A 17,341-nucleotide genomic window follows, 5' to 3' on the forward strand; every position below is an offset into this window, starting at 1 on the left:
ATAAATCAAAGTCAGATGTTTTTAGCCAGCTGCGCTTTGTGTTTGTTTTCACTCAGCATGGTCAGTAACAGCAACAGAACAGCCAGCACACAACCGGCGATCATCACGATAAAGCCACCGTCCCAGCCAAAATAATCCACGGTATAACCGACAATGGCGCTGGCCGCGACCGAGCCGCCCAGATAACCAAACAGTCCGGTAAAGCCTGCGGCGGTACCGGCTGCTTTCTTCGGTGCCAGTTCCAGCGCATGTAACCCAATCAGCATCACCGGCCCGTAAATCAGGAAACCGATGGTGATCATACAGGCCATATCAATACCCGGATTGCCGACCGGATTCAGCCAGTAAACGACGGTAGCGATAGTCACCAGCACCATGAAGAACACGCCGGTGGCACCACGATTGCCTTTGAAAACTTTGTCCGACATCCAGCCACACAGCAGCGTGCCGGGAATGCCAGCGTATTCATAAAGGAAATACGCCCACGAGGATTTATCCAGCGCGAAATGCTTCACTTCTTTCAGATACGTTGGTGACCAGTCGAGAATGCCGTAACGCAGCAGATAGACAAAGACGTTAGCCAGTGCGATATACCACAGCAATTTGTTCGGCAAAATGTACTGCATGAAAATCTGTTTCGCCGTCAGTTCCTGCTCGGCGGACTCTTTCACATAGTCCGGCGGATAATCGTTTTTGTATTCTTCAATGGGCGGCAGACCACAGGATTGCGGTGTATCGCGCATGGTCATGAAGGCAAACACCGCCAGCAGAATTGCGCCGAAGGCAGGCATATACAGCGCTGCATGCCAGTCGTTAAACCACGCCATACCGAGCAGGAACAGCAGCGGAGGAATACCGCCGCCGACGTTATGCGCACAGTTCCACACCGACACCACGCCGCCGCGTTCTTTCTGCGACCACCAGTGCACCATCGTACGTCCGCACGGCGGCCAGCCCATGCCCTGGAACCAGCCGCACAGGAACAGCAACACAAACATGATGGCAATGCTTGAGGTTGCCCACGGCACGAAGCCCATAAACAACATCACGGCCGCCGCCAGAATCAAACCAGCGGGCAGAAATACGCGCGGATTCGAACGGTCAGACACCGAACCCATGATGAATTTTGAGATGCCATAAGCAATGGAAATCCCGGACAGTGCGAACCCTAAGTCTCCACGGGAGAAGCCCTGATCAATCAGATAAGGCATGGCCAGCGCAAAGTTTTTGCGCACCAGATAGTAGGCCGCATAACCGAAGAAAATCCCCATGAAGATTTGCCAGCGGAGACGGCGGTACAGCGGATCGACGTGAGCCTCATCAACAGGAGCTTTGTGGGGCGCGGGTTTAAAGATACTGAGCATAAATGCCTCCGATGGCATAAATCAGGGCGGACTCATCATGAGCCACGGACGAAATGGCGGAGCCAATGTGTTCCAAAACGAACATCATTTTAGCCATTCGCGCACAAACGAACTGTGATTTATGACGGAAATGTTACATTTTTATTACAGAGGGAGGCGATTTTGTGAGCGAGGGTGACAATAAGAAACAAAAAAAGCGGAGACTAAGCTCCGCCTGATATTTTCACACGGTCTGAAATTATTGAATTTTCAGTGTGCTGATAATGGCTTCCGCATCGGTCTGCGCCTGCTGCTGATTATCAGCAGGCAGAGTAATTTGCAGGGTCAGCAGATGGCTGTCGACCTTGCCCAAAACGATAGACGAATAGGCTTTCTGACCAGCAGAAGTGATCACGCTGTCGTACTGCTGCAATGTCTGGCCGTTGACCTGAATAGATTTATTGGTGACGACTTGCAGATTGGTATCGCGCGCTTTTTGCTGATCCTGTAAACGACCCGCCAGAACGTCCAGTGATTCCGGGGTGTTATCACCCAAAATGACAATCACCGCTTTCTGCCCGGTGCTGTCTGCATACACGTGCATATTATTTGCCTGTGTGCCCAGTTTACCGCTCTGGTCGCTCATTCCCTGCGGCAGGGAGAAGGTGACTTTGCCGTCCAGCAGGCTGACCGGCGTGGTGGCTGCCGTGGCTGCGGCCGCTGGTGCGCCTTTATCTGCGGCAGGTGCATCGGTCGACTTACCGTCACACGCAGCCAGACCGGCGATCAGTACTGCCATTCCCATCATTTTCGCGATATTACGCATCGGGCTTCCTTAAGTGGCCTGTTCACCAGGCTTACATGTTGACTTAACAGCCTTTATGGCAACCTATTCAGGCCACAAATGCAAGTCAGATTATGGCGCGATTTGTGTCTTCCCGGCGACCCGGTTTAGTGCGCACTGATAGCGGAATGCGGGTTGTTTCCTTGTGCTGATAAACGCTTAAGCAGCATATTCAGCAGCATGCCGTACATCGGCAGGAAGAACACCAGGCAGATCAGCACCTTGAAGGTGTAATCCACCATCGCTATTTCTACCCAGTGCTGTGCCATAAAGGCATCGCTGCTTTTGTAGAAAGCGATAAAGAAGAAGGACAGGGTATCGCTGATATTGCCGAGGAACATCGAGGCGACCGGTGCTATCCACCAGCGGCGGTTCTGGCGCAGGCGGTTAAACACATGAACGTCAAGAATTTGCCCCAGCACATACGCCATAAAACTGGCGGTGGCGATACGCGCGACCATGATATTCAGGCTGCTGAGCGCTTCCACGCCTTGCCATTGCGCTTCAAAGAATAACGCCGAGATGACATAGGAAATGGCCAGTGCAGGCACCATCACGGAAAGTATAATCCGTCGTGCCAGCGGCGCGCCAAATATACGGACGGTCAGATCGGTAGCCAGAAAAATAAACGGGAAAGTGAACGCGCCCCAGGTGGTATGGAAACCAAAAATGGAAACGGGTAACTGAACCAGATAGTTACTGGAGGTGATGATGGCGATGTGGAATAGCGAAAGCCATATCAGCGCGGAAAACCGCTGCTGAGCAGTAAAAGAGTACATATATGTGACCTTTTTTTATGAATAAATTGGGGTGAGGGAACCCAAGAAAATTTTTACTTTCGCACCCGTAATGGCGTGCGGCGCGCATAGTACCTGTTTGCGCACCGTTTGCGCAACAGGTCTACCGGTTAATTTTAGCGCAATGAGCCGTGTTTGTTGCGCCAGAAAACCAGCGGGTTAAACTATCCGCCTTTGCCAAACAACCGCCCATTCACGTATGTAGATGTTGAGACACGAAATGACCGACCCCTTTATCAATCCTGACCATCAGCTTGATGCGTTGGGTCTGCGTTGCCCGGAGCCAGTGATGATGGTTCGTAAAGCGGTACGCACCATGCAAGACGGCGAGACGTTATTGATCATCGCTGATGATCCGGCAACGACCCGCGATATTCCCGGTTTCTGCCGTTTTATGGAACATACGCTGCTGGCGTCGGATACCGAAAGCGTGCCGTACCGCTATTTGCTGTGCAAAGGGTTGGCAGAAAAACAGGGCTGATGGCTCAGCCCGTGTTGTTTATTTCGATTTATTGCGCAACAGCCTTAACGCATTGGCGGTCACCAGCGCCGTTGCGCCGGAATCCGCCAGCACCGCCAGCCACAATCCGGTCAATCCCATCAACGTGGTGACCAGGAAAATCGCTTTCAGCCCCAGCGCAATCGTGATGTTCTGACGGATATTCGCCCGTGTAGCACGCGAAAGGCTGATCATCTGCGCCAGCCCGCTCAGGCGGTTATGCGTCAGTGCCGCATCCGCCGTTTCCAGCGCGACGTCCGTTCCGCTTCCCATCGCAATACCGATAGTCGCGGCTTTCATGGCGGGCGCATCGTTAATGCCGTCACCGACCATGGCTACCGGTTTCAGTGCATTCAGCGCGGTGACCGCTGAGACTTTATCCGCAGGCAGTAAGCCCGCACGGAAATCAATGCCGAGCCGGTCAGCGATGGTTTTCGCCGCCCGCGGATTGTCGCCGGTCAGCATGACCGCCGACACGCCGAGCGCTTTGAGTTTCTGCAATGCCTCGGCCGCGTCATCCCGCAGACGATCCTGCATGGCAATCAGCCCGATCGCGTTTTCTTCCTGCAACACCACCACCACGGTTTTTCCGCTGGATTCCCAGTCAGTAATTTGCGCAAGGGTTTCAGTTGTCAGGCTGTTTTCAGCCACACTTTTCGGTGCCAGCACCTGAATTTTGCGGCCTGAAACGAGGCCTTCCACGCCGGAACCGGCCAGCGCGCGGCGATCCTGCGCCGTGAGCGGTAGCGGATTACTGGTTTTTGCACGGGCCAAAATCGCCTGCGCCAGCGGGTGATGCGAACCTTCTTCCACCGCTGATGCCAGACTTAATACTTCGCCTTCGCTGGCGCCGTTCAGCAGTAAAACGTCGGTAACTTCAGGTTTGCCTTCGGTCAGCGTACCGGTTTTATCCAGGGCAACGGTTTGAATCAGCGCCAGCTGTTCCAGCGCTGCACCGCCTTTGATCAATGCACCCTGACGCGTGGCCGCTGCCAGCCCGGACGTAATCGCTGCTGGCGTCGAAATCACCAGCGCACAAGGACAGCCAATCAGCAGCAGCGTCAGCCCGCGGTAAATCCAGGTTTCCCACGATAGCCCCATCGCCAGTGGCGGCACGATAATCACCAGCAACGACATCAGCATAATGACCGGCGTGTAATAGCGGCTGAAAGTATCGAGGAAACGCTCGATCGGCGCACGGCGTTCATCGGCTTCTTCAATCAGTTGCAGGATGCGGTCAATGGCGCTGTTGCCCGGCGCGGAAGCCACTTCGAGGCGTGCCAGCCGGTCAACGCACAGGCTGCCTGCAGGCACTTTTTCACCGGCCAGATGATCCACCGGAACTGATTCGCCGGTCAGCGCGCTTTCGTCGAAACTGGCGGCGCTTTGTAAAACAGCGTCGGCAGGCAGGCGTGCACCTGCCGCGATTTCAATGATATCGCCGGGACGCAAGCTGCTGACCGGCACGGTTTCAGATTTGCCATTCACAATGCGGACAGCGGTATCCGGGATCAGCGCCATCAGCGCTTTTACGCCGCTGCGTGCCCGGCTGGAGGCAAAAGCCTCAAGGCGTTCGCCCACCATAAACAGCAACAGAACCATGGCGGCTTCGGCTGTCGCACCGATAAAGAGTGCGCCGATCGCGGCGATACTCATCAGCGTTTCGATGGCGAATGGCGAACCGGCGCGGGTCTGGCGAATCGCCTGACGCAGTACCGGCCAGAGCCCGACCAGTGTCGTGGCGATAAACGCGATGTTACCCATCTGCGGGTTGAAATGATCGAGCACCCAGCTCAGTAGCATCAGAACCGAAAGAGCGATCAGCGGCAGCGCTTCCTGCAAACGGGAAGGTTCGGCGGTGGGTTTTTCCTGCGGTTTGTCGAGCGATTGCAGGGTAAAACCTGCGGCGGTAACGGCATTTTGCACGTGTTGGGTGATATCAAAACCTGCATCAATCACCAGCTTTTCAGTAGCGAACAGCACTTTAGCGTGGCTGATACCATCAATACCTGAAACGGCTTTTTCAATTTTTCGGGCACAGGCAGGGCAGTCCATACCTTGTACTTTCCAGCTGTATTGCTGACTGCCGGAAAGCGGTGAGGCGGGTTCGTCTTCGCCCGGCGAACCTTCGGCGTTGCCATCGTCCGATGTATGTGAGTGCTCACCTGTTTTTGGCGCACAGCAGCTGTCAGTGGTGGAGCAGGCGGAAACCGCCAGCGGGGGTTTTTCGCTACAGCAGCCAGCCGGATGTGTGCCGGGCTGCGCAATAGCGCCAATTTTGTTGATACGCAGTGCAGGGGTATGTTTGCCCTGACATCCGCAGCGACAGGTGTTGTTTTTTTGCAGTGGGATCATAAAGCCTCCGGTTCGAAACCGAGTGGAATTACCCCCAGTGTAAACGTTGGAGTCGGCTCTAAGGTCAACAAGTATTTTATCAGCGGAACCAGAACGGTTCCGCTGTGGGATATTACAGGTATAACGACCGGACTATCAGGAAGTGCCCGCCGAAATAACAGGCGGCAACCAGCGCGTCGGCGGCGCGGAAGGTGAAGCGGTATCGGCTGAGCAGCCAGAAAATATTCCCCAGCAGTAACAGCGCTGCGCCGCAGAACAGCGAAAACGCCATGTCGGTACTGCGGGCAAAATACTGTTCGCCAGCCAGCCAGACCATCAGCAGGGTCATGGCGATGTAAGTGGTCACTGGCCATCGCAGCTCCGCCAGCCGTGTCCAGATCACTGCGAGAAGTATCGCCCCGATGATCAGTAACGTCAGCGGCAGCGGCCAGAAGAAGGTGATGGTCATCTGGCTGGCGAAACTCAGCGTATACAGCAGATGCGACAGGAAGAAGGCACCGATGGCGTACATGAAGCGTTCTTCAGGCAGCAGTAACAGGCTGTCTGCCACCAGTGTCGCCGCCAGACCCAGTAAGATCAGATAGCTGTAAACGTTGAGTGTCGGCGCCTGCCAGGCCAGCAACAGCAGCAATAGTAAGGTGACGGGTTTAAAGACCCAGCGCTGCCAGCGCGGGCCACGATAGCTGGCGTCAACGAACAACCAGCCAGAGAAAAATACAGCGAGGAATGGCCAACTCATTGTTTATCCTTTTATATTTCAGAACAGAACATAAAACCGATGTCAGGGTCTGCTTGCGGGAAAACACATCCTGTTTTCCTGAACTTGCTTTCAGTGTAGGAGAGAGAGCATGGCGGCGACAATCAGAAATCCCCGTAACGGCGGGTCTGATGAATGTTGGTTTAGGATAGGGGGAATTTACGGCGCAGGGCGCGCCGTAAAAGCGGGGATTACTTTTTGGCTGGCAACGGAGGCTGTTTTTTCTGCCACGCCATCAGTTCGAAGACGCCGAACAGGAAGATGCGGGTTTGCAGCCACGGCCCGATGGTGTCCTTTTCCTTGCCCTGCGTGGCTTTAAGCAGCATCACCTGCAGGCCATGCATAAAGAACATGAAGACAATTGCCACGTCTAAAAAGTATTTGATCGGCTTCGGGAACGGGTGGATCAGGTTAAACGCCAGAAACGCCCAAATACATAACATCAACAACCGACCAATATTGATCAACATCTTACTGCTCCTGTTCTGGTGAGCCGGTTTCAGGCGTCACATCGCGATGATAAAGACGATAAGCAACTTGTCCGGCGACTTTCTCACGGTGTAAGCGCCAGCGGGCAGGCACATCCAGCGTGTCATGTTCGGCTTCTGTTTCGACATAAATCCAGGCTTCATCGGCCAGCCACTGGTTTTGCTCCAGCAGGTTCAGGGTGTCTTGCAGAATGCCTTTGCGGAAAGGCGGATCGAGGAAAACCACATCAAAGGCGCTTCCGGCTTTTGCCAGCCAGTTCAGGGCATTGACGTTAAATACTTTCGCATCACTGGCGTTTAGCAGCGCCAGGTTTTTCTCTAACTGTTGCGCAACCGGGCGCTCAAACTCCAGCAATGTCGCGCTGGCCGCATAACGTGACAAGGCTTCCAGACCGAGTGCGCCGCTGCCTGCAAAACAGTCCAGACAATGTGCGCCCTGTAAAACTGGCGCAAGCCAGTTAAACAGCGTTTCGCGCACGCGATCGGTAGTCGGGCGCAGCCCCGGGCTGTGAGGGACCGGAAGTTTGCGTCCGCGCCATTGTCCGCCAATAATTCGGATCTGGCCTGCGGCGGGCGTGTTGGGTTTCTTTGCCATAGTTCGCTTGTGTCATCCAAAGCCGTCGGGCTTCGTTGCCTATCGTTTGGAGGGCTATTCTACCGGTGTGCGGGCAATGGGCAAATGTTTAACATTGTCGATTGAAAAACCAGCGGAATTCAATACGCGGGCGTGTTGCCCGCAGGGGAAAGTGATAGACTGCCTGACCATAACCCTATTAATAATCCGTTCGCCAGTCATTAACGGCGAGGAGTGAAGTTGTAAAATGGCAAAAGATAAAAAACGCGGTTTCTTCTCCTGGTTCGGTCGTGGCCGTCAGGAAGAAGAGCAGCAGAAGGAAGAAACACGCGAAGAACAGCCGGTTGTCGAAGAACAACTGACGGAAGAACCGGCAGTCCCGGTAGCTCGCGAGGCTGTTACAGAACCTGAAGTTGAAGCAGAAACTGAAACTGAACCGGCCGCACACGTTCAACCTGAGCCTGAAATTGAACCCGAGCCATTTGTTGAGCCGGAACCGGAAATTGTACCCGAACCGCTGACAGAGCCTGAGCTGGAAGACAAACCTGAACCGGTTCGCGAGCAGGCCGCCGCTGAACTGGCAGAAGAAATTGTTCACATCACTGAGCAGGTTGCCGCGCAGCCTGCCGTTGTTGAAGATATCGCTGAAGACGAATTTGTTGAATCGGCAGAAGAAATTGCCGAAGATCTGCGTCAGGACGCCATTGATTCGATTGATGATTCTGTCGCTGTGGAAGAACCCTTACCTGTGGCGCTGGATCCGATTGTGGTGCTGCCCGCCGGTGAAACCGAGCAGGAACGCCCGACCAAAGAAGGGTTCTTCGCCCGTCTGAAACGCAGCCTGGTCAAAACCAAGCAGAATCTCGGCTCCGGTTTCGTTGGTCTGTTCCGTGGTAAGAAAATCGACGACGATCTGTTTGAGGAGCTGGAAGAACAGCTGCTGATCGCCGACGTTGGCGTCGAAACCACCCGAAAAATCATTACTTCACTGACTGAACATGCCTCGCGTAAGCAACTGAAAGACGCAGATGCGCTGTACGGCAAGCTGAAGGAAGAAATGTCCGAAATACTGGCGAAAGTTGACGAGCCACTGGATGTCAGCGGGAAAACCCCGTATGTCATTCTGATGGTTGGCGTAAACGGCGTCGGTAAAACCACCACCATCGGTAAAATGGCGCGCCAGTTTGAAGCACAGGGTAAATCTGTGATGCTGGCAGCAGGCGACACCTTCCGTGCCGCAGCCGTTGAACAGTTGCAAGTCTGGGGTCAGCGTAACAAGATCCCGGTGATTGCGCAGCACACCGGTGCCGATTCCGCGTCGGTTATCTTCGATGCCATTCAGGCGGCGAAAGCCCGCAATATCGACGTGCTGATTGCTGATACCGCCGGGCGTTTGCAAAACAAAACGCACCTGATGGAAGAGCTGAAGAAAATCGTCCGTGTGATGAAGAAGCTCGACGAAGACGCACCGCATGAAGTGATGCTGACGCTCGACGCCAGTACCGGCCAGAACGCAGTGAGTCAGGCCAAATTATTCAACGAAGCCGTCGGGCTGACCGGGATAACGCTGACTAAACTGGATGGCACTGCGAAAGGCGGCGTGATCTTTGCCATCGCCGATCAGTTCAGCATTCCGATCCGTTACATTGGTGTCGGTGAAGGTATCGAAGATTTAAGGCCGTTTAAGGCAGACGATTTTATTGAGGCACTTTTTGCCCGAGAGGATTAATACGGATGATTCGCTTTGAACAGGTCAGTAAAGCTTATCTGGGCGGACGACAGGCGCTTCAGGGCGTCAATTTTCATATCCAGCAAGCAGAAATGGCATTTCTGACCGGACACTCTGGCGCGGGTAAAAGTACCCTGCTGAAGCTGATTTGCGGCATAGAGCGTCCGAGTGCCGGACACATTTTGTTTGGCGGTCATGATATCAGCCGCCTGAAATCCAGCGAAGTGCCGTTCCTGCGTCGTCAGATCGGCATGATCTTTCAGGATCACCACCTGCTGATGGATCGTACCGTGTATGACAACGTGGCGATGCCGCTGATCATTTCCGGTGCAAGCAGTGAAGATATCCGCCGCCGCGTGTCGGCTGCGCTGGATAAAGTCGGATTACTGGATAAAGCGAAGAACTTGCCAATCCAGCTTTCCGGCGGTGAACAACAGCGTGTGGGCATTGCCCGTGCGGTGGTGAACAAGCCCGCAGTGCTGCTGGCGGATGAACCGACCGGTAACCTCGATGGCGAATTGTCGGAAGGCATTTTGCGTCTGTTCGAAGAATTTAACCGCGTCGGCGTTACCGTGCTGATGGCGACGCATGATGTGGGTCTGATTGCCCGTCGTAATTACCGCACGCTGACGCTGAGTCAGGGGCGTATGTCGGGAGGGGTGTACTAATGGCGAACAGTCCGAATCCGGCTAAAACCGCAAAAAGCGCCCGTGCCGCAAAAAGCAAAGCGTTGCAGGGCGGCTGGCGTGAACAGTGGCGCTATGCCTGGATGAACGCGCTGGCTGACATGCTGCGTCAGCCGCTGGCGACGCTGCTGACGGTGATGGTGATCGCCATTTCCCTGACGCTGCCGAGCGTGTGTTATCTGGTGTGGAAAAACGTCAGTACGGCGGCGGAGCAGTGGTATCCGACGCCACAACTGACCGTTTATCTCGATAAAGCGCTGGATGATGACGCCGCAGAAAACGTGGTCAAAACCCTGAAAACCGAAGCGGGCGTGGATAAAGTTAATTATCTGTCCCGTGAAGAGGCGATGGGTGAATTCCGCAACTGGTCAGGCTTTGGCGGCGCAATGGATATGCTGGAGCAAAACCCGTTGCCAGCGGTGGCGATCATCACGCCTAAAATGAATTTCCAGGACTCTGCGACACTCAGCACCTTGCGCGACCGCGTGGCGGCTGTGCATGGCGTGGATGAAGTGCGGATGGACGACAGTTGGTTTGCCCGTCTTGCGGCGCTGACCGGTCTGGTCGGGCAGATTGCGGCGATGATCGGCATTCTGATGGTGATCGCCGTCTTCCTCGTTATTGGTAACAGTGTGCGACTGAGCATCTTCAGCCGCCGCGATACCATTAACGTGATGAAGCTGATTGGCGCGACCGATGGCTTTATTTTGCGGCCGTTCCTCAACGGTGGCGCGATGCTCGGTTTCACCGGTGCATTGTTATCACTCATCCTCTCGGAAGTGCTGGTGTTGCGGCTTGAGAGCGTGGTGACGCAGGTTGCGCAGGTCTTCGGCACCACCTTTGACCTGCATGGTCTGGGCTGGGACGAAAGCCTGTTACTGCTGATCGTTTCCGCGATGATTGGCTGGATTGCCGCCTGGCTGGCGACGGTTCAACATTTACGGCGATTTACACCACAGTAGTGATAATTTGCTATAATGTCCCCCTGCGGCTCAGTAATTGTGTCTCAGGGGGAAGCTGTTTCAGGTCAGCCCGCCACATCATTTTCCTGCTTTCCCCGTAATGGCACAAATTCACTATCCAATAGTCAGTCTGTCACTTACAGTCTTCAGACTGTTGAATCTTTCCGTGAACTTTATGTAAAATTCGTGGTCGTAGAGCAGCGAATATGAAGGGCTCGGCGTTGCTTTGTTGTCGCCTTTAAGGCCAGCAATGTCGCGGTATCATCCCGCAGCAACGTGGTATAAAACCTGCATTACGTCATACATGAGAGGCTTTAATGACCAAAGAAATGCGCACTTTAGCATTAGTACCCCAAGGTAGCCTGGAAGCCTATGTTCGGGCGGCCAATGCCTATCCTATGCTCACCGCAGAGGAAGAACGGGCGCTGGCTGAACGGCTGCATTACAACGGTGATCTGGAAGCAGCGAAAGAGCTGATCCTGTCTCACCTGCGCTTTGTTGCTCACATTGCCCGCAACTATTCAGGCTACGGTTTGCCTCAGGCAGACCTTATCCAGGAAGGGAATATCGGCCTGATGAAAGCGGTTCGCCGTTTTAATCCGGAAGTCGGTGTCCGTCTGGTATCCTTTGCCGTGCATTGGATCAAAGCGGAAATTCACGAATATGTGCTGCGTAACTGGCGCATCGTGAAAGTCGCTACCACCAAAGCGCAGCGTAAGCTGTTCTTCAACCTGCGTAAGAACAAACAGCGTCTGGGCTGGTTCAGCCACGACGAAGTCGAGCACGTCGCCCGCGAACTGGGTGTGACGAGCAAAGATGTGCTGGAAATGGAATCACGCATGGCCGCACAGGACATGACGTTTGATCCGACGCCGGATGATGAACCACGCGACGGCGCAGCGATGGCACCGATGCTGTATCTGCAAGACAAGAGTTCTGACTTTGCAGAAACTATCGAAGAAGATAACTGGGATCAGGACGCCACCGACAAACTTTCCTCTGCAATGGAAGGTCTGGACGAACGCAGTCAGGATATCATTCGTGCCCGCTGGTTAGACGACGAAAACAAATCGACCCTGCAGGAGCTTGCCGATAAATACGGTGTGTCTGCAGAACGTGTTCGTCAGCTGGAAAAGAACGCGATGAAAAAACTGCGTATGGCGATCGAAGCCTGATCCCCGCAACGCAAAACGAAAAAGCGACCTTCGGGTCGCTTTTTTTATGACTGAAAATCCGCGCGGGCAGGCTGTGCTCAGGATTTTTTCCAGACATTGCCTTCACGTACAAAACCGCAGGCCAGCATAAATGCATCCAGCACGGGTTCCGGATCCGCTTTCATCGTCCAGCTTTCCACCTGCGGCAGTTGCGCCTGCACATCTTCCATCAGATACAATCCGACACCGCGACGGCGCGTGACTTCGCGCACCAGCAAATCACTCAGTTCAGCCTGATTACCGTCGAGCCTGATTTTCACTGCGCCCAGAATGCGTTCATTAAACACCGCAGCGAACAGCGCGCGGTTATTTTGCAGGCTGGCTTGCCAGTCACTTTCAGTTTGCTCCGGCCAGATTTTTGCCAGGTCGATCAGGTCCTGCACGCTGAGCGACGTCAGTTTTTGGATAGTTAATTTCATGATGCGCAAGGTCAGAAAAAGGGAGCGTCAGTGTAGCGGAATCCACTAGAAATCGGGCGTAACTTTTTTTGTACAGTAACAGGTCGAAAAGTTTTTTAGTGATCTCTGCATAAGCGATAAATGTTGGCTTTAATCAATAAAGCCAGTGTTAACGACTGATTGTTTAAATCTACACCGCCTTTTCAGCCAAATAAAATTCTGTTTACACCTCATATTTCTGATTGTGCTATTTGATTTGCAGAAGAAAATTCCTGTTTAATGATATGAATTATAAAGTCTTATTCGAAAATAAGACGAAATAAGCCGGTAACTCGTTATTACTTATACTAAATTTCCTAAGTGATGATGTTTTGAACAGGCAACAAAGAGCAAACCACAACACACACATGAACGGGGTAATCGGATGAAAGTAACAAAGGGTAAGATCTGGCTGGCAGGGTGTATTGCATTAGCAATGAGTCAGGCGGCGTTCGCAAAAGACATCAAAGTCGCCATTGTCGGTGCTATGTCAGGTCCGGTCGCCCAGTACGGTGACATGGAGTTTACGGGGGCAAAACAAGCGATCGCTGATATCAATGCCAAAGGCGGCGTGAAGGGCGACAAACTGGTTGGCGTGGAATATGACGATGCCTGTGATCCGAAACAAGCCGTTGCGGTTGCCAACAAAGTGATCAACGACGGTATTCGTTACGTGATCGGTCACCTGTGTTCTTCTTCCACTCAGCCCGCTTCCGACATCTATGAAGATGAAGGCGTGCTGATGATCACCCCGGCGGCGACTAACGCTGACCTGACCACCCGTGGTTATAAAATGGTGATGCGCACTACTGGCCTGGATTCTGATCAAGGCCCGACCGCAGCGAAATACATCCTCGACACTATCAAACCAAAACGTATCGCCGTGGTGCATGATAAACAGCAATACGGTGAAGGCCTGGCCCGTTCTGTACAGGATGCGCTGAAAAAAGGCGGCGGCAACGTTGTCCTGTTTGAAGGCGTGACCGCAGGCGACAAAGACTTCTCCACACTGGTGGCGCGTCTGAAGAAAGAAAACGTCGATTTCGTTTATTTCGGCGGCTATTACCCGGAAATGGGGCAGATCCTGCGTCAGTCAAAACAAGCCGGTCTGGCAGCTAAATTCATGGGCCCGGAAGGTGTGGGCAACTCCTCACTGTCTAACATTGCCGGTGATGCTTCTGAAGGCATGCTGGTGACCCTGCCAAAACGTTATGATCAGGTACCGGCTAACCAGCCAATTGTGGATGCCCTGAAAGCCAAGAAACTGGATCCAACCGGTCCGTTCGTCTGGACGACTTACGCCGCATTGCAGGCGCTGACTACCGGTATGGAACGCAGCGGCAGCATGGAACCGGCAGATATCGCCAAAAACCTGAAATCAGCGCCAGTGGATACCGTGATGGGCCCGCTGAGCTGGGATGCAAAAGGTGACCTGAAAGGATTCGAATTCGGTATTTTCGAGTGGCATAAAGACGGCACGTCTACCCCAATCAAATAAAACCGCACCAAAGTGGTTCTCCGCTCCCTCCCCTGCGAAGGGGAGGGCTGGGGTGGGGTAGTAATGGCAACGGCGTTGTTTGCAAAACCCCCTCCCAACCTCCCCCTTCGCAGGGGGAGGAGTAGCACAAGTTATCAAACCCTTGATTAATAAGGATAGGGTATGTCAGAGCAGTTCCTCTATTTCATTCAGCAGATGTTCAACGGTGTCACGTTGGGCAGTACTTATGCGCTGATCGCCATTGGTTACACCATGGTTTACGGCATTATCGGCATGATCAACTTCGCCCACGGCGAGGTGTATATGATCGGCAGTTATGTCTCCTTTATTGTTATCGCCGCCCTGATGATGATGGGTATCGACGCCAGCTGGTTGCTGATCGGTGCCGGTTTTATCGCCGCGATTGTAATTTCCAGTGCCTATGGCTGGAGTATTGAACGCGTGGCGTATAAGCCGGTGCGTAACTCCAAGCGGTTAATTGCACTGATTTCTGCCATCGGGATGTCAATTTTTCTGCAAAACTACGTCAGCCTCACGCAGGGCTCACGCGATCTCGCCTTACCGAGTCTGGTGACCGGTCAGTGGAAACTGGGTGAAACCAACGGCTTTGCGGCGACCATAAGCACCATGCAGCTGATTATCTGGGTCGTCACGTTTGTCGCGATGCTGGCGCTGACGCTGTTCATCCGTTATTCGCGTATGGGCCGTGCCTGTCGTGCCTGCGCCGAAGACCTCAAAATGGCCAGCCTGCTGGGGATCAGCACTGACCGCGTGATTTCGCTAACCTTCGTTATTGGCGCGTTAATGGCGGCCGTAGCGGGCGTTCTGCTCGGTCAGTTCTACGGCGTAATCAATCCGTATATCGGCTTCATGGCCGGTATGAAAGCTTTCACCGCCGCGGTTCTTGGTGGGATCGGCAGTATTCCGGGGGCGATGATCGGCGGCCTGATTCTGGGCGTGGCTGAAGCGCTGACCTCAGCGTATCTGAGCACCGAATACAAAGACGTGGTTTCCTTTGCACTGCTGATCGTCGTGTTGCTGGTGCTGCCGACCGGTATTCTGGGTCGTCCGGAGGTTGAGAAAGTATGAAGCGCCTGAATCTGTTAAATGCGCTGGTCTCCGCTTTCGTCCTGCTGGTGCTGGCCGCATTCATCATGGGATTGCAGCTGAGCCTCGACGGCACAAAACTGGTGGTCAACGGCGCCGGTGAAGTGCGCTGGACGTGGATTGCCATCGGCTGCGCCATCGTGTTCGTATTCCAGCTATTCCGCCCGATGGTCAGCAGCGGCCTGAAAAAGGTCTCGGGTCCGGGCTGGGTTTTGCCGAGCTTTGATGGCTCGACGCCGAAACAAAAACTGCTGGCGCTGGTGCTGATTATCGCCGCTATCGCCTGGCCGTTTATCGTCTCGCGCGGCACGGTGGATATCGCCACGCTGACGCTCATCTACATAATGCTCGGCCTCGGTCTGAACGTGGTGGTCGGATTGTCCGGCCTGCTGGTGCTGGGTTACGGCGGCTTTTATGCCATCGGCGCTTACACCTACGCGCTGCTCAATCACTATTACGGCATCGGATTCTGGGAAGCCTTACCGCTGGCCGGTCTGGTATCGGCGGCGTTTGGTTTCCTGCTTGGCTTCCCGGTTCTGCGGCTGCGCGGTGACTATCTGGCGATTGTGACGCTGGGCTTTGGGGAAATCGTCCGCATCCTGCTGCTCAATAATACCGAACTGACCGGCGGACCGAACGGCATCAGCCAGATCCCGAAACCCACGCTGTTCGGGCTGGAATTCAGCCGTACGCCGCGCGACGGCGGCTGGGATACCTTCAGCAACTTCTTTAATGTTACGTATGATCCCAGCGACCGCATTATTTTCCTGTACATGGTGGCGCTGTTGCTGGTGATTGCCACATTGTTCATCATCAACCGTTTGCTGCGTATGCCGCTCGGCCGTGCATGGGAAGCCTTGCGTGAAGATGAAATTGCCTGCCGTTCACTGGGCCTGAACCCGACCCGCATCAAACTGACCGCGTTCACCATCAGCGCTGCGTTTGCCGGTTTTGCCGGTACGCTGTTTGCGGCGCGTCAGGGCTTTGTCAGCCCGGAATCCTTCACCTTTGCGGAATCCGCTTTCGTGCTGGCTATCGTCGTGCTCGGCGGGATGGGCTCGCAGTTTGCAGTCATTCTGGCGGCTATTTTGCTGGTGGTTTCCCGCGAACTGATGCGTGATCTCAACGAGTACAGCATGTTACTGCTCGGCGCATTAATGGTGCTGATGATGATCTGGCGTCCGCAGGGATTACTGCCGATGAAGCGCCCGCAACTGAAACTGAAGCTGTCTAAGCAACAAATCGCGGATCAGGGGGAAAAGGCATGAGTTCGCAACCTCTGTTAGCGGTTGAAGGGTTGATGATGCGTTTTGGCGGCCTGCTGGCGGTCAACAATGTGGCGCTGAACCTCAATCAGGGCGAAATTGTTTCGCTGATCGGCCCGAACGGTGCCGGTAAAACCACGGTATTTAACTGCCTGACCGGTTTCTACAAACCGAGCGGCGGCACCATTAAACTGCGTGATCAGCATCTGGAAGGTTTACCGGGGCAGAAAATTGCCCGCATGGGCGTGGTACGTACTTTCCAGCACGTGCGTCTGTTCCGTGAAATGACGGTGATCGAAAACCTGCTGGTCGCGCAGCATCAGCACCTGAAAAGCGGCGTGCTGGCTGGGCTGTTCAAAACGCCGGGCTTTCGTCGCGCTGAAGCCGATGCTTTGGATCGCGCTGCTGACTGGCTGGAACGTGTCGGATTGCTCGAGCTGGCAAACCGTCAGGCGGGTAATCTGGCTTACGGCCAGCAACGCCGTCTGGAAATTGTCCGCTGCATGGTGACGCGTCCTGAAATCCTGATGCTCGACGAACCGGCTGCCGGTCTTAACCCGCGTGAAACCGAAGAGCTGAACCAGCTGATTGCCGAATTGCGTAACCAGCACAACGTGTCTGTTCTGCTGATTGAGCACGACATGAAACTGGTAATGGGTATTTCCGACCGCATCTACGTAGTGAATCAGGGCACGCCGCTGGCACAAGGCACACCGGCTGAAATTCGTAATAATCCTGACGTGATCCGCGCCTATTTAGGCGAAGGTTAATGGGCGAAGGCTAAGG

Annotated in this window: 17 protein-coding genes; 9 read left to right on the top strand and 8 right to left on the bottom strand. The window is 54.1% G+C overall.

Annotation, left to right across the window (positions count from 1 at the left end; all coding sequences use genetic code 11):
• Positions 1 to 11: 11 nt before the first annotated feature.
• The 3 genes from glpT to GW591_RS22990 form a co-directional block, all read right to left on the bottom strand.
• Complete coding sequence (glpT, locus tag GW591_RS22980; RefSeq protein WP_013577484.1) at positions 12 to 1,364, bottom strand: glycerol-3-phosphate transporter; 1,353 nt, start codon at positions 1,362 to 1,364, stop codon at positions 12 to 14.
• 238 nt (positions 1,365 to 1,602) lie between these two features.
• Positions 1,603 to 2,169 carry a DcrB family lipoprotein gene (locus GW591_RS22985; RefSeq protein WP_013577480.1) on the bottom strand — a complete coding sequence of 189 codons (567 nt, stop codon included), beginning with the start codon at positions 2,167 to 2,169 and terminating at the stop codon, positions 1,603 to 1,605.
• 125 nt (positions 2,170 to 2,294) lie between these two features.
• On the bottom strand, positions 2,295 to 2,966 hold the full coding sequence (locus GW591_RS22990) for a 7-cyano-7-deazaguanine/7-aminomethyl-7-deazaguanine transporter (RefSeq protein ID WP_013577479.1): 672 nt from the start codon (positions 2,964 to 2,966) through the stop codon (positions 2,295 to 2,297).
• A 238-nt stretch (positions 2,967 to 3,204) separates the two neighbouring features.
• On the opposite strand from GW591_RS22990, the gene tusA reads away from it, so the two are divergent.
• Positions 3,205 to 3,465, top strand: coding sequence for a sulfurtransferase TusA (gene tusA, locus GW591_RS22995; protein ID WP_013577478.1), 261 nt, complete (start codon positions 3,205 to 3,207; stop codon positions 3,463 to 3,465).
• Between the two features lie 18 nt (positions 3,466 to 3,483).
• On the opposite strand, the gene GW591_RS23000 is transcribed toward tusA, so the two are convergent.
• The 4 genes from GW591_RS23000 to rsmD all read right to left on the bottom strand — a co-directional run bounded on the left by GW591_RS23000 (position 3,484) and on the right by rsmD (position 7,678).
• Entirely contained in the window at positions 3,484 to 5,838 is a 2,355-nt protein-coding gene (locus GW591_RS23000) for a zinc/cadmium/mercury/lead-transporting ATPase (RefSeq protein WP_119262175.1), read from the bottom strand.
• Between the two features lie 112 nt (positions 5,839 to 5,950).
• Entirely contained in the window at positions 5,951 to 6,577 is a 627-nt protein-coding gene (locus GW591_RS23005; protein ID WP_013577476.1) for a lysoplasmalogenase, read from the bottom strand.
• A gap of 209 nt (positions 6,578 to 6,786) precedes the next feature.
• Positions 6,787 to 7,065, bottom strand: a complete 279-nt coding sequence (locus tag GW591_RS23010) for a DUF1145 family protein (RefSeq protein ID WP_013577475.1) — start codon at positions 7,063 to 7,065, stop codon at positions 6,787 to 6,789.
• Position 7,066: 1 nt separating this feature from the next.
• On the bottom strand, positions 7,067 to 7,678 hold the full coding sequence (rsmD, locus tag GW591_RS23015) for a 16S rRNA (guanine(966)-N(2))-methyltransferase (RefSeq protein ID WP_013577474.1): 612 nt from the start codon (positions 7,676 to 7,678) through the stop codon (positions 7,067 to 7,069).
• A 226-nt stretch (positions 7,679 to 7,904) separates the two neighbouring features.
• Here rsmD and ftsY point away from each other — a divergent pair, with 226 nt between their 5' ends.
• The 4 genes from ftsY (at position 7,905) to rpoH (ending at position 12,209) form a co-directional block, all read left to right on the top strand.
• The gene (ftsY, locus tag GW591_RS23020; RefSeq protein ID WP_126125260.1) at positions 7,905 to 9,386 is read left to right on the top strand and encodes a signal recognition particle-docking protein FtsY; all 1,482 of its coding nucleotides are present in this window, start codon (positions 7,905 to 7,907) and stop codon (positions 9,384 to 9,386) included.
• 5 nt (positions 9,387 to 9,391) lie between these two features.
• Entirely contained in the window at positions 9,392 to 10,054 is a 663-nt protein-coding gene (gene ftsE / locus GW591_RS23025; RefSeq protein ID WP_013577472.1) for a cell division ATP-binding protein FtsE, read from the top strand.
• On the top strand, positions 10,054 to 11,034 hold the full coding sequence (ftsX, locus tag GW591_RS23030) for a permease-like cell division protein FtsX (RefSeq protein ID WP_013577471.1): 981 nt from the start codon (positions 10,054 to 10,056) through the stop codon (positions 11,032 to 11,034). The genes ftsE and ftsX overlap by 1 nt, the downstream gene beginning before the upstream one ends.
• A gap of 317 nt (positions 11,035 to 11,351) precedes the next feature.
• Positions 11,352 to 12,209: an RNA polymerase sigma factor RpoH gene (gene rpoH, locus GW591_RS23035; protein ID WP_013577470.1), complete on the top strand. Its 858-nt coding sequence runs from the start codon at positions 11,352 to 11,354 to the stop codon at positions 12,207 to 12,209.
• A 77-nt stretch (positions 12,210 to 12,286) separates the two neighbouring features.
• Here rpoH and panM read toward each other — a convergent pair whose 3' ends face one another.
• Positions 12,287 to 12,667, bottom strand: coding sequence for an aspartate 1-decarboxylase autocleavage activator PanM (gene panM / locus GW591_RS23040; RefSeq protein ID WP_013577469.1), 381 nt, complete (start codon positions 12,665 to 12,667; stop codon positions 12,287 to 12,289).
• 403 nt (positions 12,668 to 13,070) lie between these two features.
• Here panM and GW591_RS23045 point away from each other — a divergent pair, with 403 nt between their 5' ends.
• From GW591_RS23045 to livG, 4 genes are all read left to right on the top strand, one after another.
• Positions 13,071 to 14,183, top strand: a complete 1,113-nt coding sequence (locus GW591_RS23045; RefSeq protein WP_013577468.1) for a branched-chain amino acid ABC transporter substrate-binding protein — start codon at positions 13,071 to 13,073, stop codon at positions 14,181 to 14,183.
• Positions 14,184 to 14,345: 162 nt separating this feature from the next.
• Positions 14,346 to 15,272, top strand: a complete 927-nt coding sequence (livH, locus tag GW591_RS23050; RefSeq protein ID WP_013577467.1) for a high-affinity branched-chain amino acid ABC transporter permease LivH — start codon at positions 14,346 to 14,348, stop codon at positions 15,270 to 15,272.
• Positions 15,269 to 16,558, top strand: coding sequence for a high-affinity branched-chain amino acid ABC transporter permease LivM (locus tag GW591_RS23055; protein WP_037035404.1), 1,290 nt, complete (start codon positions 15,269 to 15,271; stop codon positions 16,556 to 16,558). Before livH ends, GW591_RS23055 begins: the two co-directional genes overlap by 4 nt.
• Positions 16,555 to 17,325 carry a high-affinity branched-chain amino acid ABC transporter ATP-binding protein LivG gene (livG, locus tag GW591_RS23060; protein ID WP_126125259.1) on the top strand — a complete coding sequence of 257 codons (771 nt, stop codon included), beginning with the start codon at positions 16,555 to 16,557 and terminating at the stop codon, positions 17,323 to 17,325. The genes GW591_RS23055 and livG overlap by 4 nt, the downstream gene beginning before the upstream one ends.
• The last annotated feature ends 16 nt before the right edge of the window (positions 17,326 to 17,341 follow it).

This window comes from Rahnella aceris (assembly GCF_011684115.1).
Taxonomy (GTDB): Bacteria; Pseudomonadota; Gammaproteobacteria; order Enterobacterales; family Enterobacteriaceae; genus Rahnella; species Rahnella aceris.

Coding starts and splice junctions, on each gene's coding strand:
- glpT (WP_013577484.1), bottom strand. CDS start 1,364: ATGCTCAGTATCTTTAAACCCGCGCCCCACAAAGCTCCTGTTGATGAG.
- GW591_RS22985 (WP_013577480.1), bottom strand. CDS start 2,169: ATGCGTAATATCGCGAAAATGATGGGAATGGCAGTACTGATCGCCGGT.
- GW591_RS22990 (WP_013577479.1), bottom strand. CDS start 2,966: ATGTACTCTTTTACTGCTCAGCAGCGGTTTTCCGCGCTGATATGGCTT.
- tusA (WP_013577478.1), top strand. CDS start 3,205: ATGACCGACCCCTTTATCAATCCTGACCATCAGCTTGATGCGTTGGGT.
- GW591_RS23000 (WP_119262175.1), bottom strand. CDS start 5,838: ATGATCCCACTGCAAAAAAACAACACCTGTCGCTGCGGATGTCAGGGC.
- GW591_RS23005 (WP_013577476.1), bottom strand. CDS start 6,577: ATGAGTTGGCCATTCCTCGCTGTATTTTTCTCTGGCTGGTTGTTCGTT.
- GW591_RS23010 (WP_013577475.1), bottom strand. CDS start 7,065: ATGTTGATCAATATTGGTCGGTTGTTGATGTTATGTATTTGGGCGTTT.
- rsmD (WP_013577474.1), bottom strand. CDS start 7,678: ATGGCAAAGAAACCCAACACGCCCGCCGCAGGCCAGATCCGAATTATT.
- ftsY (WP_126125260.1), top strand. CDS start 7,905: ATGGCAAAAGATAAAAAACGCGGTTTCTTCTCCTGGTTCGGTCGTGGC.
- ftsE (WP_013577472.1), top strand. CDS start 9,392: ATGATTCGCTTTGAACAGGTCAGTAAAGCTTATCTGGGCGGACGACAG.
- ftsX (WP_013577471.1), top strand. CDS start 10,054: ATGGCGAACAGTCCGAATCCGGCTAAAACCGCAAAAAGCGCCCGTGCC.
- rpoH (WP_013577470.1), top strand. CDS start 11,352: ATGACCAAAGAAATGCGCACTTTAGCATTAGTACCCCAAGGTAGCCTG.
- panM (WP_013577469.1), bottom strand. CDS start 12,667: ATGAAATTAACTATCCAAAAACTGACGTCGCTCAGCGTGCAGGACCTG.
- GW591_RS23045 (WP_013577468.1), top strand. CDS start 13,071: ATGAAAGTAACAAAGGGTAAGATCTGGCTGGCAGGGTGTATTGCATTA.
- livH (WP_013577467.1), top strand. CDS start 14,346: ATGTCAGAGCAGTTCCTCTATTTCATTCAGCAGATGTTCAACGGTGTC.
- GW591_RS23055 (WP_037035404.1), top strand. CDS start 15,269: ATGAAGCGCCTGAATCTGTTAAATGCGCTGGTCTCCGCTTTCGTCCTG.
- livG (WP_126125259.1), top strand. CDS start 16,555: ATGAGTTCGCAACCTCTGTTAGCGGTTGAAGGGTTGATGATGCGTTTT.